General features: G+C 63.0%; 18 protein-coding genes. 6 read left to right on the forward strand and 12 right to left on the reverse strand.

The features are described from left to right. The first annotated feature begins 175 nt into the window (after positions 1–175). Positions 176–661, forward strand: coding sequence for a DUF4265 domain-containing protein (locus JZZ72_RS23700; RefSeq protein WP_043860375.1), 486 nt, complete (start codon positions 176–178; stop codon positions 659–661). 103 nt (positions 662–764) lie between these two features. Here the strand turns inward: JZZ72_RS23700 and selO are convergent, their stop codons facing one another. From selO to betI, 6 genes are all read right to left on the reverse strand, one after another. Continuing rightward, positions 765–2,225 carry a protein adenylyltransferase SelO gene (gene selO / locus JZZ72_RS23705; RefSeq protein ID WP_078481683.1) on the reverse strand — a complete coding sequence of 487 codons (1,461 nt, stop codon included), beginning with the start codon at positions 2,223–2,225 and terminating at the stop codon, positions 765–767. Continuing rightward, complete coding sequence (gene mscK, locus JZZ72_RS23710; RefSeq protein WP_210015258.1) at positions 2,222–5,554, reverse strand: mechanosensitive channel MscK; 3,333 nt, start codon at positions 5,552–5,554, stop codon at positions 2,222–2,224. Before mscK ends, selO begins: the two co-directional genes overlap by 4 nt. Before the next feature lie 36 nt (positions 5,555–5,590). Beyond that, complete coding sequence (locus tag JZZ72_RS23715; protein ID WP_043860372.1) at positions 5,591–7,333, reverse strand: potassium/proton antiporter; 1,743 nt, start codon at positions 7,331–7,333, stop codon at positions 5,591–5,593. A gap of 260 nt (positions 7,334–7,593) precedes the next feature. After that, the gene (gene betA / locus JZZ72_RS23720; protein ID WP_043860371.1) at positions 7,594–9,291 is read right to left on the reverse strand and encodes a choline dehydrogenase; all 1,698 of its coding nucleotides are present in this window, start codon (positions 9,289–9,291) and stop codon (positions 7,594–7,596) included. 83 nt (positions 9,292–9,374) lie between these two features. Then, on the reverse strand, positions 9,375–10,847 hold the full coding sequence (gene betB, locus JZZ72_RS23725) for a betaine-aldehyde dehydrogenase (RefSeq protein WP_043860370.1): 1,473 nt from the start codon (positions 10,845–10,847) through the stop codon (positions 9,375–9,377). A 29-nt stretch (positions 10,848–10,876) separates the two neighbouring features. Then, positions 10,877–11,542, reverse strand: a complete 666-nt coding sequence (gene betI, locus JZZ72_RS23730) for a transcriptional regulator BetI (protein WP_043860369.1) — start codon at positions 11,540–11,542, stop codon at positions 10,877–10,879. A gap of 423 nt (positions 11,543–11,965) precedes the next feature. Here betI and betT point away from each other — a divergent pair, with 423 nt between their 5' ends. The 3 genes from betT to JZZ72_RS23745 all read left to right on the forward strand — a co-directional run bounded on the left by betT (position 11,966) and on the right by JZZ72_RS23745 (position 15,574). Beyond that, positions 11,966–13,969, forward strand: coding sequence for a choline BCCT transporter BetT (gene betT / locus JZZ72_RS23735; RefSeq protein WP_054915558.1), 2,004 nt, complete (start codon positions 11,966–11,968; stop codon positions 13,967–13,969). 429 nt (positions 13,970–14,398) lie between these two features. After that, entirely contained in the window at positions 14,399–14,731 is a 333-nt protein-coding gene (locus JZZ72_RS23740) for a hypothetical protein (protein WP_210015259.1), read from the forward strand. Positions 14,732–14,863: 132 nt separating this feature from the next. Next, positions 14,864–15,574, forward strand: a complete 711-nt coding sequence (locus JZZ72_RS23745; RefSeq protein WP_210015260.1) for a hypothetical protein — start codon at positions 14,864–14,866, stop codon at positions 15,572–15,574. 338 nt (positions 15,575–15,912) lie between these two features. Here JZZ72_RS23745 and choV read toward each other — a convergent pair whose 3' ends face one another. From choV to JZZ72_RS23760, 3 genes are all read right to left on the reverse strand, one after another. Then, a complete protein-coding gene (gene choV, locus JZZ72_RS23750; RefSeq protein ID WP_043860366.1) occupies positions 15,913–17,091 on the reverse strand; it encodes a choline ABC transporter ATP-binding protein in 1,179 nt (392 codons plus the stop codon). Next, complete coding sequence (gene choW / locus JZZ72_RS23755) at positions 17,088–17,936, reverse strand: choline ABC transporter permease subunit (protein ID WP_173925098.1); 849 nt, start codon at positions 17,934–17,936, stop codon at positions 17,088–17,090. Before choW ends, choV begins: the two co-directional genes overlap by 4 nt. A gap of 70 nt (positions 17,937–18,006) precedes the next feature. Continuing rightward, positions 18,007–18,954: a choline ABC transporter substrate-binding protein gene (locus tag JZZ72_RS23760; RefSeq protein WP_043860364.1), complete on the reverse strand. Its 948-nt coding sequence runs from the start codon at positions 18,952–18,954 to the stop codon at positions 18,007–18,009. A 350-nt stretch (positions 18,955–19,304) separates the two neighbouring features. Here JZZ72_RS23760 and JZZ72_RS23765 point away from each other — a divergent pair, with 350 nt between their 5' ends. Continuing rightward, a complete protein-coding gene (locus JZZ72_RS23765) occupies positions 19,305–20,681 on the forward strand; it encodes an L-serine ammonia-lyase (RefSeq protein ID WP_054916697.1) in 1,377 nt (458 codons plus the stop codon). Between the two features lie 393 nt (positions 20,682–21,074). Further along, positions 21,075–22,178, forward strand: coding sequence for a choline metabolism transcriptional regulator GbdR (gbdR, locus tag JZZ72_RS23770; protein ID WP_043860362.1), 1,104 nt, complete (start codon positions 21,075–21,077; stop codon positions 22,176–22,178). Positions 22,179–22,280: 102 nt separating this feature from the next. Here the strand turns inward: gbdR and JZZ72_RS23775 are convergent, their stop codons facing one another. The 3 genes from JZZ72_RS23775 to JZZ72_RS23785 all read right to left on the reverse strand — a co-directional run bounded on the left by JZZ72_RS23775 (position 22,281) and on the right by JZZ72_RS23785 (position 23,510). Beyond that, positions 22,281–22,541 carry a hypothetical protein gene (locus JZZ72_RS23775; protein ID WP_043860361.1) on the reverse strand — a complete coding sequence of 87 codons (261 nt, stop codon included), beginning with the start codon at positions 22,539–22,541 and terminating at the stop codon, positions 22,281–22,283. Between the two features lie 130 nt (positions 22,542–22,671). Further along, positions 22,672–23,091, reverse strand: a complete 420-nt coding sequence (locus JZZ72_RS23780) for a DUF3010 family protein (RefSeq protein WP_043860360.1) — start codon at positions 23,089–23,091, stop codon at positions 22,672–22,674. Between the two features lie 8 nt (positions 23,092–23,099). Then, a complete protein-coding gene (locus tag JZZ72_RS23785) occupies positions 23,100–23,510 on the reverse strand; it encodes a lysozyme inhibitor LprI family protein (protein ID WP_088514261.1) in 411 nt (136 codons plus the stop codon). Positions 23,511–23,530 lie beyond the last annotated feature (20 nt).

Raw genomic sequence — 23,530 nt, forward strand, 5'->3', positions numbered from 1 at the left:
ATGTGGAGGGGGTCGGTCATGGTGGGAGTCCGGATGCGTCAGGTGATGTTGGGTATCTGGAGGTGATGAGGGTGGATTGCAAGATGCCATAGCCTGCCAGATAAGCCAGTGATGCTGGCGAAGAGGCTGTAATGGTTTAGCATGCGGCCTTTCTGAACAGGCCAGGGACAGACCGATGGATTGCCAGCATTCACCGCACATTCGCGTATTCGTCGACAGAAAGAAGAACGGCGAGCCGGTGTTCGAAAGCGTGCCGGTGCGCGAAGTGGGCGAACATACCTATGAACTGCTGTCGTCGCCGGGGCTGGCGCTGAACATGGCGCGCGGCGACATCATCTGCACGGCCATCCCCGATCAGCATGTCGAGGTGGTGCGCCGGGGTGGCAATTTTTGCATTCATATCTACGCCAACGAGTTGCCCCAGGATGCCGTCGACACGCTGGAAAGCGAGGTGCAGACGTTGCTGGGCGGCACGCTGGATGGTCGCTACAAAGGCAACCTGACGCTGGCAGTGCCGGCGAGCAATGGGTTCGAGGCGATTCGCCCGGTGTTCGACCGGTTTCGGGAGGCGACGGGGGTGCAGTGGTATTACGCCAACATCTACCAGAACCTCGATGACGACGAGGATGAGACGTTGCTGAACTGGTGGGTCGACAACTGAAGCTGCGAGCGCTGCGCGCTCTATCGCGGGTCAAGCCCGCTCCCACAAGAACACCGCAGTACCTGTGGGAGTGGGCTTGACCCGCGAAGCAGGCGCTGCGATCTCAGGATGAACAACTGATCTCCAGATGCTTGCCCCACTCGGGCGGGCGTTCGGCATAGGCCTGCATCCCCGGCTGTTCCTCGAACGGCCGTGTCAGCACCTGGTGCAGGCGTCGCACTTCCTCGTAATCCCCGCCTTCAGCCGCCTCGATGGCACGCTGCGCCAGGTAGTTGCGCAGAATGTACAGCGGGTTCACCGCGTGCATCCGCGCGCGCCGGCCTTCGGCATTGCCCGGCTCCTGGTCCAGGCGCGCCAGGTACTCCACTGCCCAGGCATCGAACCCGGCCAGGTCGACGAAATCGTCGCGCACCACCCGCACGGCCTGCGCCGCCGGCTGATCACCCAGCTTGCGGAAGAACAGCGTGTAGTCCACAGCGCCCTTGTTCATCAGCCCCAGCAAGCGCTCGACCAGCGCCGAATCGTCATCGCGCGCCTCGGTCAGCCCCAGGCGTCGACGCATCAGGTCCAGGTAATGGGCCTGGTACAACGGCAGGAACAGCCCCAGCGTTTCCTTCAGCGCCTCGACGCTGATGAACGGCGTCAGCGCCTGGGCCAGCGCGCTCAGGTTCCAGTGTGCGATCGGCACCTGGTTGCTGAAGCTGTAGCGCCCCTGGTCGTCGGAATGGTTGCAGATGAAGCCGGCATCGAAGTCGTCGAGGAAGGCAAACGGCCCGAAGTCGAAGGTGATGCCCAGGATCGACATGTTGTCGGTGTTCATCACCCCGTGGCAGAAACCATAGGCCTGCCAGCGCGCAATCAGCTCGGCATTGCGTTCGACGATGGTACGGAACATCGCCAGGTACGGCTCGGGCTGCTCGCGGCACTCGGCAAAGTGCAGGTTGAGCACGTGCTCGGCCAGCTCGCGCTGCTGCTCGGGTTGGCGGGTGTAGTAGAAGTATTCGAAGTGGCCAAAGCGCACATGGCTGGGCGCCAGGCGCAGCACCATCGCCGCGCGCTCCTGGGTTTCGCGCCACACCGGCGTGCTCGAGCCGATCACGCACAGCGCGCGGCTGCTGGGGATGCCCAGCGCGTGCAGGGCCTCGGAGGCGAGGAACTCGCGGATCGACGAGCGCAGCACCGCACGGCCATCGCCCATGCGTGAATACGGCGTCTGCCCGGCACCCTTGAGGTGCAGGTCCCAGTGCTCGCCGGCATCGTTGTACACCTCGCCCAGCAACAGCCCGCGACCGTCACCCAGGCGCGGGTTGTACGAACCGAACTGATGCCCCGAATACACCATCGCCCGCGGCTCGGCCTCGGCCCACAGCTTGTGTCCGCTGAACAGCTCGGCGAACACCGGGGAATGCGCCTCGGTAGGGTCCAGGTCGAGCAGTGCCATGGCCGCGTCGCTGGCCACGACCAGGCGCGGCTCGGCAATCGGCTCGGGCAGCACGTGGGTGGAGAACGCATCGCCCAGGCGGGCGAAGCGGTTGTCGAAGGTCAGTTCGTCGAGGGATTTCAACGGCCATCTCCTGGCGCATCGGTGGGGGGCTCGGGCAGCACGGTCTTGTTCGGCGCTTCGACCGGTACCATCTTGTACTCCTGGCCCTGCATGTTCTTCAGGTACACCTCCATCTGGCGGAACGAGATGTTGATGTGCTGGCGCTTGAATTCCTTGTTGATGTAGCGGTTGATCTCGTCGAGTACCGGGTTGCGGTCGCCCAGGTCACGCACGTGCATGCGCAGTTCGTGGTCCAGGGTACTCTCGCCGAAGTTCAGGAAGTACACGATCGGTGCTGGTTCCTTGAGCACCCGCGGGTTCTCGTTGGCTGCCTGCAGCAGCAGGGTGCGTACCAGGTCCAGGTCCGAGCCGTAGTCCACGCCCAGCTTGAGGGTGACGCGGGTGATGGTGTCGGTCAGCGACCAGTTGATCAACTGGCCGGTGATGAAGGTCTTGTTGGGGACGATGATGTCCTTGCGGTCGAAGTCGGTGATGGTGGTGGCGCGGATGCGGATCTTGCTCACCGTGCCCGACAGGTTGCCGATGGTGATGGTGTCGCCGATGCGCACCGGGCGCTCGAACAGGATCATGATGCCGGAGATGAAGTTGGCGAAGATCTCCTGCATGCCGAAGCCCAGGCCCACCGACAGCGCCGCCACCAGCCATTGCAGCTTGTCCCAGCTGACGCCGAGGGTCGACAGCGTGGTGACGAAGCCCACCCCGGCAATCACGTACGACAGCAACGTGGTGGTCGCATACGCGCTGCCCTGGGCCAGGTTCAGGCGTGACAGCACCAGCACCTCGAGCAGCCCCGGCAGGTTGCCGGCCAGGGCGAAGGTGATGCCGATGATCACCAGTGCCCCGAGCAGGTCGCCCAGGCTGATCGGCACCATGCTCATGGCCGCGCCGGTGCCGCTGGTGTACTCGTACAGGGTGATGTTGTCGAGGTAGGCGAACACGCTGATCAGGTCGGCCCACACCCAGTACAGCGCGGCGATGAAGCCGCCCAGCAGGGCCAGGCGGATCAGGCGCAGCGACTGCTGGTTGACCTGCTCGATGTCCAGGGTCGGCTCCTCGACGATCACCTCGCCATCGAGCCCTTCCTTGGTGGCCTGGCGCTTGCTCAGTGCGCGCTGGTAGGCCAGGCGCCGGGCGGCTACGGCCAGGCCGCGCACGAAGGCGGCCTCGATCACCAGCCAGAACATCAGCAGGTACAGGGTGTCGATCAGGCGGTCGGTGAGCTTGAGTGCGGTGTAGTAGTAGCCAAAGCACACGGCAATGAACAGCGCCACCGGAAGCGCCGTGAACGCCACGCCCACGGCCTTGCGAAACAGCGAGGTATTGCGGTGCGCGGGGCTGCTCAGCAGCAGGCGGCTGAGCAGCCAGGCCATCAGTGCGTAACAGGTCAGTACCACACCGATGCCGAGCACGTCGTCGGCCAGCGCCGAGGGCTGGTGCTCGGCCACCGCCACCACGCCGACCAGCGCCAGTACCACGCTGCCCAGGCGGCGGATCCAGCCGCGCAGGAACTCGACCTGGGCCTTTTCCCAGCGAAAGTGCAGCTCGGCCACGCCGCCGGGCGCCAGAATCCGGTAGGCGGTGTAGAACACCAGCCAGGCCTGGGCGATCTGCCACAGCGCGGCGCCCAGGTTGGCGTTCTGGCCGCGGGCGTCGATCTGCAGCGCATAGCCGCACAGCGCCAGGCCCAGGCTCAGCGGCATCGCCAGCAGGATATTGATCAGAATGGCCTGGGGCGTGTGCCACTGGCTGTCACGCTTGAAGTGGCCCACATCCTGGTGAACCTTGTTCAGCCGCGCATACAGGTACTTGCGCCGCCACAGCAGGGCGCCGATCAGCAACAGCAGCGGCAGGAACAGCAGCGGGCGCTGCGTCAGGCCGTCGGCCAGTTCGTTGATGCCCGACCCCCACGGCAGGCTCACCACCTGCTTTTGCAGGCGTTCGGGCACGCTGCGCAGCCATTCGAAGTCCAGCGGCTTGTTGCTGGGGATCCAGAACATCTGTTCGTCGAGGGTGCCGCGCAGGTTCTGTGCGGTGCTCAGCAGCTGCTTCTGGTTCAGTTGCAGGGTGATGGATTCGTTGAGCAGGGCGCTCAGCTCGCGGTTGAGCCGCTCCAGCAAATCGCTGCGGGTGATTGCCACCTCCAGCAGGGCCTTGCGCAACTGTGGGGTGACGCTGTCGGGCGGCTGGGTGGCCAGCAGCTTGTCGACGTAGCTGCTGGGGCTGCTGATCTGCTCGCGCTGCTGGTTGACCTCGAACTGGTACAGGCGAATGTCGGCAATCTGGTCGGCCAGGTCGCGATCGACCTTCAGGTGCGGCAGGGCCTGCTTCTGCTTGTAGAGGATCTTGGACAGCAACAGGCTGCCCTTGAGCACGCTGATCTGTTCGTCCAGTGCCTGGTCGGCCTGGGTCAGGCTGTCGAGCTGCTGCTTGGTCTGCAGGTTCTGCTGGGTCAGCTCGTTGAGGCGGTCGGTGCTGCGCAGCAGGTAGTCGGACAGCTTCAGGTTGGTGGCGCTTTCGGTGGCCAGCACGCTGCTGCCGCCGGCCTTCTGTGCCTCGATGGACTGTTCGGTGACGGTCTGCTGCGACTGCGCCAGGCGCTTCTGGTTGATCAGCGTCTGCAGGTCCTGGATCTCCTGCTCAAGGCGTGTGGCGCGCTCGATCAGCAGGTCGTGCTGGCTGTTGCCCAGGTCTTGCAGCAGGCTGTTGCCGGCCAGTTCCTGGCGGCGCAGCAGGGTCAGCGCGTTGAGCGAGGCGAGTTCGGCATTGAGCTGGTTGCGCTGGTCGGCCGAGAGGCTCTTGCCGTTGTCCTTGCCCAGCTTGAGGATGCTGTTGATCTGCTGGGTGCGGGTCTGGTTGCTGCTGATCTCGGCCTGGGCGCGCTCGGGGCGGGTCTGGGAGTTGATGATCAGGCTGTTGGCTTCGGACAGCGCTTTCTGCAGCTCGCCCTGCTGGGTGGTGCGCTCGGACAGCAACTGCTCCAGCTGCGGCACGCCCATGCTGGCGTAGCGCTGCGCCACGGGCAGGGTTTTGGTGTCCTTGAGCCGGGTCAGCTCGCGCTGGTTTTCGCTGGTCTGGCGCGGGGCGTCGGCCAGTTGCTGCTTGAGCGCGGCCAGGCGCTTGTCGTAGTCGTCGCGCGAGGCCAGCAGGCCAAGGGTCTGCTCCAGCACTTGCTGCAGGGCCTTCTGGTCGGCCTCCGGCAGCTTGCGCTCGGCGATCTTGTCCAGGCTGTGCTGGACGCTTGCCGTGGTGGGGGGGGCCGCCGCCTGGGCGAAGGAGAGGGACAGGCACAGCCCGAGCAGGGCTGCGCTAACAACAGTGCGCAGGGACATAGGCAGACGTCGTAGAACCGGGCAGAGAATCGAAGTTTAAAGGAACAGCCCGGGGCCGGGTCGAGAACCTTCGGGGAATTTGATACCCACTTTGAGGATCTTGTTCCCTTCCATCAGCGCAACGGTCCACAGGGTGTTGTTCCATTCGATCTGGTCGCCCACCACCGGTGCGCCGCCGACCTTCTGCTCGATGAAGTGCGCCAGCGGCTGGTGCGGGTCCTGGCCGTCGAGCTGCAAACCGTACAACGCCGCTACAGCCCCCAGTTCTGCGTCACCTTCGAGCACGAAGTCGCCGAAGAAACGCAGGTCCAGGCCGCGTTGCGGCGCCTGGCTGAACAGCTTGCCCAGCGCCGGCAGGTTGTGTTCGTGGCCGATCACGCACAGCAGGTCGCCGACTTCGAGGGTGGTACTTCCCGACGGATGGAGCAGTTGCTGGCCGCGAAACAGGGCAGCGATACGCGTGCCTTCGGGCATTTTCAGCTCGCGCAGGGCGGCACCGATGCACCACTTCTCCGCACCCAGGCGATACACGAACAGCTCCCACTCGCTGGTGATGTGCACTTCCAGGGCCGAGCGCGAGATCGGCGCCGGGTCGGGCGGCACGGTCACCTTGAGCAGGCGCGCCACCCACGGCAGGCTGGTGCCCTGCACCAGCAGCGACACCAGCACGATGAAGAAGGCCAGGTTGAAGTACAGCTGGGCATGCGGCAGCCCGGCCATCAGCGGGAACACCGCAAGGATGATCGGCACCGCGCCGCGCAGGCCGACCCACGAGATGAACACCTTTTCGCGGCCATGGAAGGCCTTGAATGGCAGCAGGCCGATCATCACCGACAGCGGCCGCGCGAACAGGATCATCCACAGCGCCAGGCCCAGGGCCGGCAGCGCGATGGGTAGCAGGTCGTGGGGCGTGACCAGCAGGCCCAGCACCAGGAACATGCCGATCTGGGCCAGCCAGGCCATGCCGTCGAGCATGTGCAGGATGCCGTGGCGGCTGCGGATCGGCCGGTTGCCCAGCACCAGGCCGCACAGGTACACGGCCAGGAAACCGCTGCCGTGCAGGGCGTTGGTGAGCGCGAACACCACCAGGCCGCCGCTGATCACCAGGATCGGGTACAGGCCGCCGGCCAGGTTCATGCGGTTGACCAGCTGCAGCATCAGCCAGCCGCCGCCCAGGCCCAGCAGGCTGCCGATGCCGAATTCGCGCACCAGGTGGCCGAGCAGGCCCCAGTGCAGGCCGTTCTGGCCGCTGGCGATCATCTCGATCAGGGTCACGGTGAGGAACACCGCCATCGGGTCGTTGCTGCCCGACTCGATTTCCAGGGTGGCCGTCACCCGCTCGTTGAGGCCCTTGCCGCCCAGCAGCGAGAACACCGCGGCGGCGTCGGTGGAGCCGACGATGGCGCCGATCAGCAGTCCCTGCATCAGGCTCAGGTCGAACAGCCAGGCGGCGGCCAGGCCGGTGAGGCCGGTGGTGATCATCACCCCCACCGTGGCCAGCGACAGCGCCGGCCACAGGGCCACGCGGAAACTCGAGACGCGGGTGCGCAGGCCGCCGTCGAGCAGGATCACGGCCAGTGCCAGGTTGCCCACCAGGTAGGCGGTCGGGTAGTTGTTGAAGATGATGCCGCCGCCGTCGACGCCGGCAACCATGCCCACTGCCAGGATGATCACCAGGATCGGGATGCCCAGGCGCGAGGAGAGTGAACTGACCAGGATACTTGCACCTACCAGCAATGCGCCGATCAAGAACAGGCTATTGATGGTGGACGCATCCAAAGGCAGTACTCCAGGGGGGATTGCAGAAAGAGGCGCGACTTGCTTTTTGCCTGACTTCAGCTAGCAGGTCGCGTGCCAAGGATTCTAACCTGTGAGGTTGGCGGGCTGTAAAGCGATTATCGCGGGCACAAAAAAAGCACCGCAGGGGTGCTTGATCTGCTGTGAATGTACCGCCCCCATCGCGGGTCAAGCCCGCTCCCACAAGGATCACATTGGTCTCTGTGGGAGCGGGCTTGACCCGCGATGGGGGCAGCAGGGTCTTAAGCCTGCGGCACCTCACGCATCGGCTTGCCCTTCACCGGTGCACCATTGGCCACATAGTACTTGGCCGTGCTGCGCGGCAATGGCTGGCGGCCACGGATCTTGTCGGCGATCTTCTCGGCCATCATGATCGTCGGCGCGTTCAGGTTGCCGGTGGTGATGATCGGCATGATCGAGGCATCCACCACGCGCAGGCCCTGCATGCCATGCACGCGGCCCTGGCCGTCGACCACCGCCATCTCGTCGATGCCCATCTTGCACGAGCACGATGGGTGGAACGCGGTCTCGGCGTGCTCGCGGATGAATGTGTCCAGCTGCTCGTCGGTCTGCACGTCGGCACCGGGGCTGATCTCGCGGCCACGGTAGGCGTCCAGCGCCGGCTGCGCCATGATCTCGCGGGTCAGGCGGATACCGTCACGGAACTCCTGCCAGTCCTGCTCGGTGGCCATGTAGTTGAACAGGATGCTCGGGTGCTGGCGCGGGTCCTTGGACTTGAGCTGGATACGCCCGCGGCTAGGCGAACGCATCGAGCCCATGTGCGCCTGGAAGCCGTGTTCCTGCACGCCGTTGCTGCCGTTGTAATTGATCGCCACCGGCAGGAAGTGGTACTGGATGTTCGGCCATTCGAATTCCGGGCGCGAGCGGATGAAGCCGCCGGCCTCGAACTGGTTGCTGGCGCCGATGCCGGTGCCCGCGAACAGCCACTGTGCACCGATGGCCGGCTGGTTGTACCAGAGCAGCGACGGGTACAGCGACACCGGCTGGGTGCAGGCGTACTGCAGGTACAGTTCGAGGTGATCCTGCAGGTTCTCGCCCACGCCCGGCAGGTCGTGCACCACCGGGATGTTCAGGCTTTCGAGCAGGGCCGCCGGGCCCACGCCGGAGCGCTGCAGCAACTGTGGCGAGGCGATGGCGCCGCTGCACACGATGACTTCCTTGCGGGCACGGGCTTCGACGCGCTCTTCGCTGGCGCCCACCAGGTAGGTCACGCCCACGGCGCGCTTGCCTTCGAACAGCACGCGGTCGCTCAGGGCATGGGTGACGATGGTCAGGGTCGAGCGTTTTTTGGCGGTGTCCAGGTAGCCGCGGGCGGTGCTGGCGCGACGGCCCTTGGGCGTCACGGTGCGGTCCATCGGGCCGAAGCCTTCCTGCTGGTAGCCGTTCAGGTCTTCGGTGCGCGGGTAACCGGCCTGCACGCCGGCTTCGACCATGGCGTGGAACAGGGGGTTGTTGCCGGCTTTTGGCGTGGTGACGCTCACCGGGCCTTCGCCGCCATGGTAGTCGTTGGGGCCGATGTCACGGGTTTCGGCCTTGCGGAAGTACGGCAGGCAGTCCAGGTAAGACCAGTCTTCCAGGCCTGGCAGCTTGGCCCAGCCGTCGTAGTCCATGGCGTTGCCGCGGATGTAGCACATGCCGTTGATCAGCGAGGAGCCGCCCAGGCCCTTGCCGCGGCCACATTCCATGCGGCGGCCGTCCATGTGCGGCTCCGGGTCGGTCTCGTAGGCCCAGTTGTAGCGTCGGCCCTGCAACGGGAAGGCCAGTGCGGCCGGCATCTGGGTGCGGAAGTCGAAGCGGTAGTCCGGGCCGCCGGCTTCCAGCAGCAATACGGTGACGCCTTCGTCTTCGGTCAGGCGGGTCGCCAGGGTGTTACCGGCCGAGCCGGCCCCGACGATGATGTAGTCAAAAACGTGGGACATGTTGCGTACCCTCATAGGCAGTGAGCAGGGGAGCGGGGGGGAGGCGCCCGGACCTGGCGGCCCGGGCGCGGCTACACGGGTGCTTAGAACACCGAGGCGTAGTTGCCCAGCTCGACCTGTACCGACTTGATCCGCGTGTACTGGGCCAGCGAGCTGACACCGTTTTCACGGCCGACACCGGATTGCTTGTAGCCACCGACCGGCATCTCGGCCGGCGATTCGCCCCAGGCGTTGATCCAGCAGATGCCCGCTTCCAGCTGATGGATGATGCGGTGCGCGCGGCTGATGTCGTTGGTGCAGACACCGGCGGCCAGGCCGTAGTCGGTGTCGTTGGCGCGACGGATGACTTCTTCTTCGGTCTCGTAGGAGAGGATGCTCATCACCGGGCCGAAGATCTCTTCCTTGACGATGGTCATGTCGTCACGGCAGTCGGTGAAGACAGTCGGGGCCACGAAGGCGCCCTTGGCGAACTCGCCGTCGGTCAGACGCTCGCCGCCACACAGTACGCGGGCACCTTCTTGCTTGCCCTTGGCGATGTAGCCCAGCACGCTTTCCATGTGGGCGAAGCTGACCAGCGGGCCGAAGTTGGTGTTCTCGTCCTGCGGGTTGCCGATGCGGATGCGCGCCACGCGCTCGGCGATCTTGGCTTCGAAGGCGGCTTTGAGCGAGGCCGGGATGAACACGCGGGTGCCGTTGGTGCACACCTGGCCCGAGCTGTAGAAGTTGGCCATCATCGCGATGTCGGCGGCGCGGTCCAGGTCGGCGTCTTCACAGATGATCAGCGGCGACTTGCCGCCCAGCTCCATGGTGACTTCCTTGAGCGAGGAGCTCGAGGCGCTGGCCATGACCTTCTTGCCGGTGGCGGTGCCGCCGGTGAACGAGACCTTCTCGATGCGCGGGTGTTCGGTGAGGTAGGTGCCGACGTCGCGGCCGCTGCCGGTCAGTACGTTGAACACGCCGTCCGGCAGGCCGGCCTCGGTGTAGATCTCGGCCAGTTTCAGGGTGGTCAGCGAGGTGACTTCCGAGGGCTTGAAGATCATCGCGTTGCCGGCGGCCAGGGCCGGGGCGGATTTCCACAGGGCGATCTGGATCGGGTAGTTCCAGGCGCCGATACCCACGGTCACGCCCAGCGGCTCGCGACGGGTGTACACGAACGAGCTGTCGCGCAGCGGGATCTGCTCGCCTTCGATGGCCGGCACCAGGCCTGCGTAGTATTCGAGCACGTCGGCACCGGTGACGATGTCGACGTAGCGGGTTTCGGAGTAGGACTTGCCGGTGTCCAGGGTTTCCAGTGCAGCCAGCTCGTCGTTGCGCTCGCGCAGGATGTCGACGGCGCGGCGCAGGATGCGCGAACGCTGCATGGCGGTCATGGCCGCCCAGACTTTCTGGCCGCGCTCGGCGCTTTCCACTGCGCGCTCCACGTCGGCCTGGTTGGCACGTTGCACCTGGGCGAGGACTTCGCCGTTGGCCGGGTTGATGGCGTCGAAGGTGGCGCCGCTGGAAGCGTCGACATAACCACCGTCAATGTAGAGTTTTTGCGTTTCGAAACGGGCCATAGTGTCCTCGCAAGTGCAGTGTGTGTCGGCTATCCGCGCTGTGCTCCTGCTTGTTTGGCACTCGCGACGCGCAGTGGTTCAGAGGCCGGGTCCTGTAGAGCCGGGCTGCTCTGTTTAGCCAGTTGTGAATCCATGTATTCGTAAGCGATCTGCTGCGCCTGGTCGGTATCGAAGGCATCTCCCGACAGCGCGCCGCGCAGCCACAGCCCGTCGATCAGGGCAGCCAGCCCGCGGGCCGCGCTGCGGGCTTCGGGCAGCGGCAACACACGGCGGAACTGGCAGCACAGGTTGGAATACAAGCGGTGATCGTTGATCCGCTGCAACCGGTGCAAAGACGGCTGGTGCATGCTGGCGGCCCAGAAGGCCAACCAGGTTTTCATTGCCGGGCCGTTGACCTGACTGGCGTCGAAGTTGCCCTCGACGATCACCTTCAGGTGGGCGCGCGGGGTGTCCTCCGTGAGCGCCTGGCGACGTGCCGCGACGTTGTCGATCAGCACGTTCATCAAGTACCGCATGGTCGCTGCGATCAGGCCATTCTTGTCCTGGAAGTAGTGACTGATGATGCCGTTCGACACACCGGCCAAACGGGCGATCAGCGCAATGCTGGCGTCCCCCATGCCGACCTGGTCTACCGCCATCAACGTGGCTTCGATCAACTGCTGGCGGCGAATGGGTTGCATACCGACCTTGGGCATCTGGCAAATCTCCTCAGGCCTTCGGGCAGACGACAGGCGGCTGACTCGGCGAAGACCAGTCTATTTTGTTTTGATTGAACGTTCAATCAACAAAGAATAAGCTCTGCGACAATTCGCGCCATTGACAGGTTTTTGTGGCCCGTCACTGACGCCGATTGGCACCCTAAAAAGACGTGTAACCCCCGTAATGCAAGGCGTGCACGGGTTTAAACGAAACGTTGATCAGAATTGCCCAGCGGTGTCGCACCGTTCGGCGGGCCCTCGGATCGGGACCCTTTTTCTGTTTTTTTCAACGCAATCGGTTTGGGATCACGGTTTTTCAAGGTGCTTTTATAACACCTGACGCAGTGGGGCTATTGCACCAATTGCGCGGGTGACGGGTCGTTTCGTGTTTTCTCTCGCACTGCCTGGAGCATCTGTGCAATGAGTTCTGCCTCCCTGATAAAGACCCCTGCCGAGAGGGTCCGGGTCAACAGCGTGGTGTTCTACACCACGGCGCTGCTGATCCTGTTGTTGACTGCCTTGCTGATCGCCGCCCCGGACACGGCCGGTCAAATTCTCGGCCAGGCCCAAGCCTGGCTGTCGCGCAGCTTCGGCTGGTACTACATGCTGGTGATCGGCGGCTACCTGCTGTTCGTCATCGGGCTGGCGTTTTCCTCCTACGGCAAGCTCAAGCTTGGCGGCAAGGACGACAAGCCCGACTTCAGCTACGGTGCCTGGGCCGGCATGCTGTTCTCCTCCGGTATCGGTATCTCGCTGCTGTACTTTGGCGCGTCCGAACCGCTGGACCACTACTTCAACCCGCCTGCCGGTGCGCCGGCCAGCCTGGAGGCCGCACGCCAGGGCATGCAGCTGACCTTCCTGCACTGGGGCCTGCACGGCTGGGCGATCTATGCGCTGGTGGGCCTGGCCGTGGCTTACTTCGCCTATCGCCACAACCAGCCACTGGCCTTGCGTTCGGCGCTGTACCCGCTGGTGGGTGAGCGCTGGGTCAAGGGGGCTGCCGGGCACACCGTGGACATCTTCGGCATGTTCGTGACCCTGCTGGGCCTGGTGACAAACCTGGGCATCGGTGCGATGCAGGTGTCCTCGGGCCTGGAGTACCTGTTCGGCATGCAGCACAGCAACACCAACCTGCTGATGGTGATCCTGGTGATGAGCACCGTGGCCACGATCGCGGCGGTGTCGGGCGTGGAGAACGGCATTCGCCGCCTGTCCAACCTGAACATCCTGCTGTTCAGCGGCCTGCTGCTGTTCGTGCTGCTGTTCGGTGACACCCTGCACCTGCTCAACGGTTTCGTGCAGAACATCGGCGACTACCTCAACGGCGTGATCCTCAAGACCTTCGACCTGTACGTGTACGAAGGCAACAACGCCAGGTCCGAAGGCTGGCTGGGCCTGTGGACCCTGTTCTACTGGGCCTGGTGGATTTCCTGGGCCCCGTTCGTGGGCATGTTCATCGCGCGTATCTCCCGTGGCCGCACCGTGCGCGAGCTGGTGGCCGGCGTGCTGCTGATTCCGTTGGGCTTTACCCTGGCGTGGCTGTCGATCTTCGGCAACACCGCGCTGGACCTGGTGATCAACCACGGTGCGGTGGAGCTTGGGCGCACGGCGGTGGAACAACCGGCGATGTCGATCTACCAGCTGCTGGAGCACTTCCCGGCGGCCAAGATCGTGGTTGGTGTGGCGGTGTTCGTCGGCTTCGTGCTGTTCCTCACCCCGGCTGACTCGGGCGCGGTGATGATGGCCAACCTGTCGTGCAAGGGCGGCGACGTGGACGAGGATGCGCCGCACTGGCTGCGTATCCTGTGGTCGGCGATCATCACCCTGGTGACCATCGGGCTGTTGCTGGTGGGCAACTTCCAGGCCATGCAGACCATGGTGGTATTGGCCGGGCTGCCGTTCTCGGTGGTGCTGGTGGTGTTCATGTTCGGCCTGTTCAAGGCCATGAAGCAGGACACGCAGGTCGAGCAGGAGCAGGCCGAACTGGCGGCGCGTGGCCGTCGCGGCTTCAGCGAGCGCCTCACCCAGCTGGACCTGCAGCCGACCCAGGCGATGGTGCAGCGCTTCATGGACAAGCAGGTGAGTCCGGCGCTGAAAGAGGCGGCGGTGCAGTTGCAGGGCATGGGCCTGCAGGTGCAGAGCCGCGTCGGCCAGTCGCGCGAGGCGATGGGCTTGCGCATCGAGATGGAGGAGGGCAACCCGTTCGTCTACGAAGTGAGCCTGGACGGCTACCTGGCGGCGCCGAGCGAAGCGCCGGCGCAGGGTGAAGGCGACGTGCGCCAGCGTTACTACCGGGCCGAGGTGTACCTGCACAACGGCAGCCAGGAGTACGACCTGATGGGCTTTACCGTCGAGCAGATCACCCGCGACGTGCTGGATCAGTTCGAGAGTCATCGCCAGTTGCTGGGGCGTGTGTACAGCTGATGGCAGATAGCTGAATGAAGAAGGGCCCTGCCGGTGACGGCAGGGCCTTTTTTTTGCTGGCGATGCGTTGGCGTTCTACAGCGCTGACGAAGGATAAATAAATTAAAAGGTTTGCTGGCTGGCGACCAAGGAAGCACGAAAAAGTCGATTCTCGACTTTTAACAACTGCGCAACTTCTTGCACAGTGCTGCGCAAGAAGTTGCGCACTTTTTCGGGTTTTGCCTTTCCCAAGGCCAGCGGGTTACAACGTGCAGCGGGTACAGTTGCACTGGGAACAGAAGAAAGTATTAGGGTTGCAGGATTCGATGTAATCAGTGATCCAACGAATAAATTTCCCAATCATGCGAGAATTATTCACCCGGATGGAAGGGATGGATTCAGTGACGAAAATTTAGTCGGTCTATCAAATGCGCTGGGGGATGAAACGAGATGTCAATAACTGAAGAGCTGTTTTACTTATTTGATAAAGATGATAAGTGCTTGGGGCAGATCATATTGCAGGTTGGTGACAACCCCAAGAAGCAAGGGAGGTTCTCTCCAGTCAAAGAGTTCTCGAGGTACCGGAATTTGTTCAAAGAGCTTGAAAGTGCGGCAAATGCTATGCTGTTTAGTCATGTAGACGAAATAGAAGAAAAAATCGCCTTTCTAGGTTTCTACGTCAAATCAGAGGGGTCGGAAATTAAACTAAAAATAAAAGGGCTTCAAATTATGAGGGGTGGGCAATTTTTGAAGTTGGACAGGCACTTTAAAGTCGATAAGTAAAGTTGCACTTAAATAAAGTGTTTTTTGGCTCTAAAGTAATTGTATGCGTTTAGGCCTCTACAAGAAGGCCCCTTCGGATGCCAGAGACGTGTACTTATGCTCCAAGCTGACAGCCCATGCTGAATGACCGGTATGGCAGTGAATAAAGTTCTACATCTTCGCGCCGGGCCGTGGCATCACTCCGCTGGAACGAACCCTGTTATTAAATTCTTGGTGAAAACAATGTTGAGAGCTACATTTTTCGAAATATTTAATATTTTTTTGGATAAATTAACATTTGAGGATTTAGAGATTCTTGGGCTGCCTGATATGGAGCGCTCCACCCTAGAGGACTACGGGTATGAATTGGTGGGTGATAAGTCAGACTGTCACGCTTACGAAAAAGAAATTATTGTGCCTCATAGAAATACTGGGCTTAGTCTGATGCACAAGTTGTATTTTTTTGCAGATGAATCTGTCGGCACTGGATTGGGTGTTGAGCCGAAGGTTAGATTAACCACGCTGCTGAAAGCGTATTGGGATTATCGAGACTTACGGGGCGGATCGCTCGATAATATAAGTTTTTATTTCTGGGATGGTAATGATGAGGGCGCTGTTGTGTTTGAGGAAAACATAGTGGTCAGATTTGGTTTTCGCCAGAACAGGGGTGCATACTTGATTGATAATGTGGAAAGTGGTCTGGATAGAGTTGGTAGTGTTCCTGGTGTTTCAGTAAGAAGCGTAAAAAAATACATGAATTCGTTTGAGCTGGATGGTGCTATCAGTAGGCGTGAGGTAAGTAAATATCCTTATGCATTTTCAAGGTTAGTTGGCTTTTTGTGCAAAAATAGCAGGAGGTTTTAATATGCCCCTATAAAGATAGAAGTGTGAGTCTTGTGTATAAGCTCTGTTTTTATGGAAGCAGTGTTTTCGGAAGCGGGCTAAGTATTGAATTGTCATTAATTGGGAAATCGCACCCTTTACTACGCCCCCACAGCGTCAATACGAGAATTACGCCCCCCATGACCGCCCCACCATAAGCGGCTGTCAGCATGAGAATAGACAGTTTTTACTTTCAAACTTGAAAACCCTGCCCCACAGTTCAAACTTGCCAGAAAAAGAATTCATATCGACGTCTTGCCCTCACGGCCCCCTCGCTGGCAAGTCATGCGCTGACCTTGCCGGCGAAGAAGCCATCCGCTTCACCCCAGATTCTTGCCCAACAACGCGTGATACAGCTCGCTGTCGCCCAATATCCCCACCACTTGATTCCCCTCCTGCAACACCAGCTTGTTCCCCGTCTGATACCGAATCTGCAACGCCTCGCGCATACCGATATTGGCATTCACCAGCGTCGGCTTGCGCTCCAGCCCCTCCACCGCCTCGCCGGGCGCCCAGTTCTGCAAGGCCATGCCGTTGACGCCCTGGCGCGCGCCCCTGATGGTGTTGCCCTCGGCCAGGTCCAGCCAAGAATCACCCCCCGGGTCCAGGCATACCGAACCGTTGATGCGCTTGCACTTGTCCAGCGTGCGCATCAGGCTGCGCCCGCACAGCACGTTGAGCGGGTTGGTATGCGCGACGAAGGTACGCACATACTCGTCTGCCGGGTTGAGCACGATCTCCTCGGGCTTGCTGTACTGGATGATGCGCCCGTCCTTCATGATCGCGATGCGGCTGCCGAGCTTTAGGGCCTCGTCCAGGTCATGGCTGACGAACACGATGGTCTTGGCCAGCTTGCGTTGCAGCTCAAGCAGCTCGTCCTGCAGGCCCTGGCGGATCAGCGGGTCGAGCGCCGAGAACGGTTCGTCCATCAGCAGGATGTCGGCGTCCATCGCCAGCGCCCGGGCCAGGCCCACGCGCTGCTGCATGCCGCCCGACAGCTCGTCGGGCTTCTTGTTGCGCCACTGGGTCAGGCCCACCAGCTCGAGCTTCTCGTCCACCAGCTTGCGCCGCTCCTTCTCGGGCCGGCCCTGCATCTCCAGGCCGAAACTGATGTTCTCGCGTACCGTCAGCCAGGGCATCAGGGCGAACTTCTGGAACACCATGGCGATACGCTGGGTGCGCATCATCTTCAGCTCCGCCGGGGTGCAGTGGGCAATGTCGATCTGTGCGCCTTCATGCTCGACGAACAGCTTGCCGCGGCTCACCGTGTTCAGGCCGTTGATGCAGCGCAGCAGGCTCGACTTGCCTGAACCCGACAGGCCCATCAGCACGCAGATCTCGCCCTTGTTGATGTCCAGGCTGGCTTTCTCGACGCCGACCACCAGACCGGTCTTCTTCAGGATCTGTTCACGCGTGAGGCCCTGGTCCAGCAGGCTGAGCGCCTCACGCGGGTGGCGCGAGAAGATCACGTCGACCTCTTCGAAGCGAATGATGCTCATGCTTCACTCCTTGCCGGTGCGTCCGGTTGCTTGCAGATACGGTCGAGCATTATCGCCAGCAGCACGATCGCCAGCCCCGCCTCGAAGCCCAGCGCGATATCGGCGGTGTTGAGTGCGTTGACCACCGGTTTGCCCAGACCATCGGCGCCCACCAGCGCGGCGATCACCACCATCGACAGCGACAGCATGATGCACTGGGTGACCCCCGCCGCGATGCTGGGCATGGCATGCGGCAGTTCGATGCGCGAGAGCAGCTGGCGCCGCGAGCAGCCGAACGCCTTGCCGGCATCCAGCAGTTCCTGCGGCACGTCGCGGATGCCCAGGTAGGTCAGGCGGATGGGCGCGGCAATCGCGAACACCACCGTCGAGATCAGCCCCGGCACCACGCCCAGGCCGAACAGGGTCAGGGTCGGGATCAGGTACACGAACGTGGGCACCGTCTGCATCAGGTCGAGTACCGGGCGCATGGCGGTGTAGAACATCGGCTTGTGTGCCGCCAGGATGCCCAGCGGCACGCCGATGGCCACGCACACGAAGGTGGCGAACAGCACCTGGGCCAGGGTTTCCATGGTTTCCTGCCAGTAGCCGAGGTTGAGAATCAGCAGGAACGACAGCGCGCAGAATACGGTGAGCGCCCATTTGCGCTGGATCAGGTGAGCGATCAGGGCCACCAGGGCAATCAGGACGAATGGGTTGAACCAGGTCAGCGCCCCGGTCACCCCGTGAATCATGAACTCCAGCGCCTCGGCGAAGGCGTCGAAGTAGTTGGCGCCGTGTTGCGTCAACCACTCGACGAAGGCCGCGATGTGCTGGCCCAGGGGTATTTTTTGATCGATCAGCATGATAGCGAGCGTCCACCTGCAAGGGATTGGAAACAACCCGCGCCGGGCAATCGCCCCCCGGCGCGGGGCGTGCTTACTGCGTCAGCTTGGCCTTGGCCGCCTCCAGGCCCGGTTTGCCATCCACGGTGGTCACGCCGGCCAGCCAGGTGTCGAGCACCTGCGGGTTCTGCTTGAGCCAGGCCTTGGCGGCGGCGTCGGGCTTGACCTTGTCGTCGAGCACCTTGCCCATAAGGGTGCTTTCCATGTCCAGGGTGAAGGAGAGGTTCTTGAGCAACTGGCCGACGTTGCTGCACTCCTGGCTGTAGCCCTTGCGCGTGTTGGTAAGCACCGTGGCCTTGCCGTAGTCGGGGCCGAAGAAGTCGTCGCCGCCTTCGAGGTATTTCATCTTGAAGCGCGTGTTCATCGGGTGCGGTTCCCAGCCGAGGAACACCACGTCGGTGCCACGGCGCTGGGCACGGTCGACTTGCGCGAGCATGCCGGCCTCGCTCGACTCCACTACCTTGAAGCCGGCATCCTTCAAGCCGAAGGCATTCTTGTCGATCATGCTCTGGATGGTGCGGTTGCCGTCGTTGCCCGGCTCGATGCCGTAGATCTTGCCGTCCAGCTCCTTCTTGAATTTCGCGATGTCGGCGAAGTTCTTCAGGCCCTTGTCATACAGCGCCTGGGGCACGGCCAGGGTGTACTTGGCATTCTCCAGGTTGGCACGCACGGTCTCGACGGTGCCGGCATCGCGGTACGGCTTGATGTCGTTTTCCATGGTCGGCATCCAGTTGCCGAGGAACACGTCCATGTTCTTGCCGTCGGCCAGCGACTTGTAGGTCACCGGTACCGAGATCATGGTGGTGCGGGTCTTGTAGCCGAGCGCTTGGAGCACCGCACTGGTGACTGCAGTGGTCACGGTGATGTCGGTCCAGCCGACGTCGGAGAAGTTGACGGTGTGGCACTGCTCGGGCTCCACGGCCTGGGCCAGCGCCGGCAGGCTCAGCAGCGCGGCCAGCAACAGCGGGGGTGAACCTTTCATGGTGGACTCCTGGTTTTTTTCGGATGTCCCACGGGACAGGGGCCGTGCAATCGAGTCGGTACCGATCATCTAACAGCGAAAATCAAACGCCTACCGGGTGCGTCGTATCCAGTACAGGCAGGGTCGCATCCAGTGCCAATGAGGTCGCTTACAGTGTCGTCGGCCTCGAAAAACGCGGTTCTGGCGCATGTGCACCGCAAAAAAACGGCGCAGGTCCTGCCCTGGCAACGGGCGGCGCTGCTGGACAAGAGCGCGTCGGTTGCAGACGTCGTGGTCGCTGACAAAAGCCTGATGATGCGCGAAACCGGCGGATTGCCGCCTTTTCAGCGTAGCAGCCAGAGGTACGCGGCATGGCCATCAGTGTGTTCGACCTGTTCAAGATCGGTGTCGGCCCTTCAAGCTCGCACACCGTCGGCCCGATGCGCGCCGCGGCGCTGTTCGTGCAGGGGCTGCGCGAGCGCAACCTGCTGGCCCGGGTGCGGCGTATCGAGGTGCGCCTGTACGGCTCGCTGTCGGCCACCGGCATCGGTCACGGCAGTGACAACGCGGTGATCATGGGCCTGATGGGCGAATGGCCGGACGCCATCGACCCGGCGCAGATCGCCCCGCGCATCGCCACGCTGCGCGAAACCGACAGCCTGCTGCTGGACGGACGCTGGCCGGTCGGCTTCGTCTGGGCCCGCGACATGCGCCTGCTGGACGAGAACCTGCCGTACCACCCCAACGCCCTGACCCTGATCGCCGAGGGCGAGCAGGGCGAGCTGCACCGCGATACCTACTACTCGGTGGGCGGCGGCTTCGTGGTGGACGCGGCGCAGGCGGCCAGCGGTGTGCTGGACGCCGACACCACCGTGCTGCCCTACGACTTCAACAGTGCCGTGGAACTGCTGGATTTGTGCCGGCAGCACGACCTGCGCGTGTCGCAACTGATGCTGGAGAACGAAAAGGTGTGGCGCAGCGAGGCTGAAATCCGTGCCGGGCTCATGACCCTGTGGCGGGCCATGCAGGCCTGTGTCGAAAACGGCCTGCGCCACGAGGGCATCCTGCCGGGCGGGCTCAATGTGCGCCGCCGCGCGGCACGCCTGCACCGCAGCCTGCAGGAGCTGGGCAAGCCCAACGTGATCGGCTCCACCCTCAGTGCCATGGAGTGGGTCAACCTGTATGCGCTGGCGGTCAACGAGGAAAATGCCGCAGGCGGGCGCATGGTCACCGCCCCCACCAACGGCGCGGCAGGCATCATCCCGGCGGTGCTGCACTACTACATGCGCTTCAGCGACGAGGTCAGCGAAGCCAGCGTGGTGGACTTCTTTCTGGGCGCGGCGGCGGTGGGCATCCTGTGCAAGAAGAACGCGTCGATCTCCGGCGCCGAAGTCGGCTGCCAGGGCGAGGTCGGCTCGGCCTGCGCAATGGCGGCGGCGGGCCTGGCCGAAGTGCTCGGGGCCACCCCGGCGCAACTTGAGAACGCCGCCGAGATCGGCCTGGAACACAACCTGGGGCTGACCTGCGATCCGGTTGGCGGGCTGGTGCAGGTGCCATGCATCGAGCGCAACGCGATTGCCGCGGTCAAGGCGATCAACGCCGCGCAGATGGCCTTGCGCGGTGACGGCGAGCACTTCATCTCCCTCGACCGGGTGATCCGCACCATGCGCGACACCGGCGCCGACATGCACGACAAGTACAAGGAAACCTCTCGCGGCGGCCTGGCGGTGAACGCCATCGAATGCTGAGGCGTGGCTGCGCCGTTTTGGTCCACTACCTTGAGCGAGCGCTGCGTTTTGACGCACCCCGGCCGATGGCGATTCACTGGCCACGCCACCCCTTCCAGCACGCGCGGTGACACCGCGCGTTGTCGTTTCTGGGCATCCTTCCCACAAGTGCTACCCAATTTCACAACGGGACTACAGACAGGCTTTGGCCCGGCCTTTTGCGTTTAAAAGCGACCCTGCGGGCGTGGGCGAACTAGACACATCGCGATGTCGTTTTCAGGTGTTGTTGAATGCGTATTCAAGTTTGGGCATGGCATTTGCGTTGGGTTTGGCAAAGCCCCTGCAATCGAACCGGGGCCATGACAAAAAGCCCGAGCCTGAGGCACACCCTGCATTGTGTGAGGAGAGATCGCGATGACGTCGTACAACTCCGCAACCCCAAACCAGAACCGCACCCCCCAATCCATCGGTTTCCTGCTGCTGGACAACTTCACGCTGATCTCCCTGGCCTCTGCGGTCGAGCCGCTGCGCATGGCCAACCAGTTGTCGGGTCGCGAGCTGTATCGCTGGAGCACCCTGAGCGTGGATGGCGGTCAGGTGTGGGCCAGCGACGGCCTGCAGATCACTCCCGATTCGGCGATGCACGCGGCGCCGGCGATGGACACCGTGATCGTGTGTGGCGGCATCGGCATCCAGCGCACCGTGACCCGTGAACATGTGACCTGGCTGCAGAGCCAGGCCCGCCAGTCGCGTCGGCTGGGGGCGGTGTGTACCGGCAGCTGGGCTCTGGCCTGTGCGGGGCTGCTCGATGGCTTCGATTGCAGCGTGCACTGGGAGTGCCTGGCCGCGATGCAGGAGGCCTTCCCGCGGGTGAGCATGAGCACGCGCCTGTTTACCCTGGACCGCAACCGCTTCACCAGCTCGGGCGGCACCGCGCCGCTGGACATGATGCTGCACCTGATCAGCCGCGATCATGGCCGCGAGCTGTCGGCGGCGATCTCGGAGATGTTCGTGTACGAGCGCATCCGCAACGAGCAGGACCACCAGCGCGTGCCGCTCAAGCACATGCTCGGTACCAACCAGCCCAAGCTGCAGGAAATCGTGGCGCTGATGGAGGCCAACCTCGAAGAGCCGATCGACCTGGACGAACTGGCGGTGTACGTGGCGGTGTCGCGGCGTCAGCTGGAGCGGTTGTTCCAGAAGTACCTGCATTGTTCGCCGTCGCGCTATTACCTGAAGCTGCGGCTGATTCGTGCGCGGCAGCTGCTCAAGCAGACGCCGATGTCGATCATCGAGGTGGCGTCGGTGTGCGGGTTCGTGTCCACGCCGCACTTTTCCAAGTGCTACCGGGAATACTTCGGGATACCGCCGCGTGATGAGCGGGTAGGCTCGAACACGGCCCAGCAGGTGGCGATGATGCCGCTGCCGCAGGCGCTGGTGCTGTCGCCGCTGGCCGGGCCGATGTCGGCGCTGAGTCAGGCGCGCAATGAGTCGACGTTTGCCAGTGTGAGGCTGTAGACCAGGCCGACCGCATCGCAGGTCAAGCCCGCTCCCACCGGTACATCGCTGCTCTGAAGGGCAGTGAAGCGCCTGTGGGAGCGGGCTTGACCCGCGATGGGGTCAACCGTGAAGGCTTTTGTGGTTCGCCAGCGCCGGCAGCAACTGCTTGTCGATCGCCTGGCGCACCGCCGGGAGGATCGTCGCGCTGCCGGTGTACAACTGCTCCACCAGGCCGCGCAGGGCCCGGGCGCGTTCCGCGCTCAAGCCGCGTACCGCACATTCGCAGGCCTGCTCGGCGCTGGCGCCGGCAGGCATCTCGAAGCCCAGGGCGCGCAGTTGGCCCAGCAGGTCGTCCTGATCGATCAAATCGGCGTGCATCATGGCGGTTGTCCTTGTTCGAGGCGAAGGGTGCCCCGATTCTGGGAGCGCTGCGCGGTGGCGACAAGGGGCATGGCCGGCATACCTATGAACAGGTCGTTTTTGGCTAGATCAGTGACGTGCGCAGGCGCCCTCAGCCGCGCTTGAGCAGCGCCGCACAGGCGCTCTTGTAGGCCTCATGCTGATACTTGTTCAGCGTTCCCGGCAGCTCGAGATTGTGCTTCTTGGCCTGGGCGCTGACGGTCTGCGGCGACACCAGCTCCACCGTGCAGTTGTCCAGCAACTGCAGCACGCCCTCGATCTTGAAGGTGGTCGGGCCGCCGGCAAAGTCGCCTTTCTTGCTGCGCTTCTTGATCGCCAATTGCCCGATGCCATGCTCGCTGACAAAGGCTCTGACCTGTGCGGCGAATGCCTTTACCTGGGCGGCATCCTCGTCATCCTCCAGGCCGATCTTCTTGGTGGCCACGCCAACGTGCACGGGCTGGCCGGCGTCCAGGCTGGCCACGGCCAGCAGGGCTTCGCTGCCCTTGATTTCGATGCCGCAGATTTTCATGGGGTGCCTCAATCGGAGTTTTGCAGGCCAAGGGACTGCAGGTATTCGGAGCGGTCGTCGCTGCGTTGCGCCAGGCAGGTGTTCAGTGCGGCGTCGTACTCCTTGCCCGGTGTGCTGTCGAAGGTCTCGACCTTGCAGTCGGCGTCGCGTACTTGCTTCCACAGGTTCTGGGCGGCGTTCAGGCGGTTGCTCAGTTCGGTGATCTTCGCACCCTGGCCGGCATACTGTTCCTTGATGCGTTCGAGCAGATCGCCGAAGGCGGCGTTCAGCTCGCGTTCGGCAACCGTACGGCTGTAGGCGGCGCAGGCGTAGTTCTGCTGGGCCGTCTCGACGTTGTCGCACGGGGTGGGAGCGTCACTTTCCTCGGCCTGTGCGCCCAGCGCCACAGCCGCAAGCACAAGCCATACCAGCGATTTCATCTACAGAGTCTCCCACCAGG

The sequence above is a fragment of the Pseudomonas palmensis genome (genome assembly GCF_017848315.1).
Lineage (GTDB): Bacteria > Pseudomonadota > Gammaproteobacteria > Pseudomonadales > Pseudomonadaceae > Aquipseudomonas > Aquipseudomonas palmensis.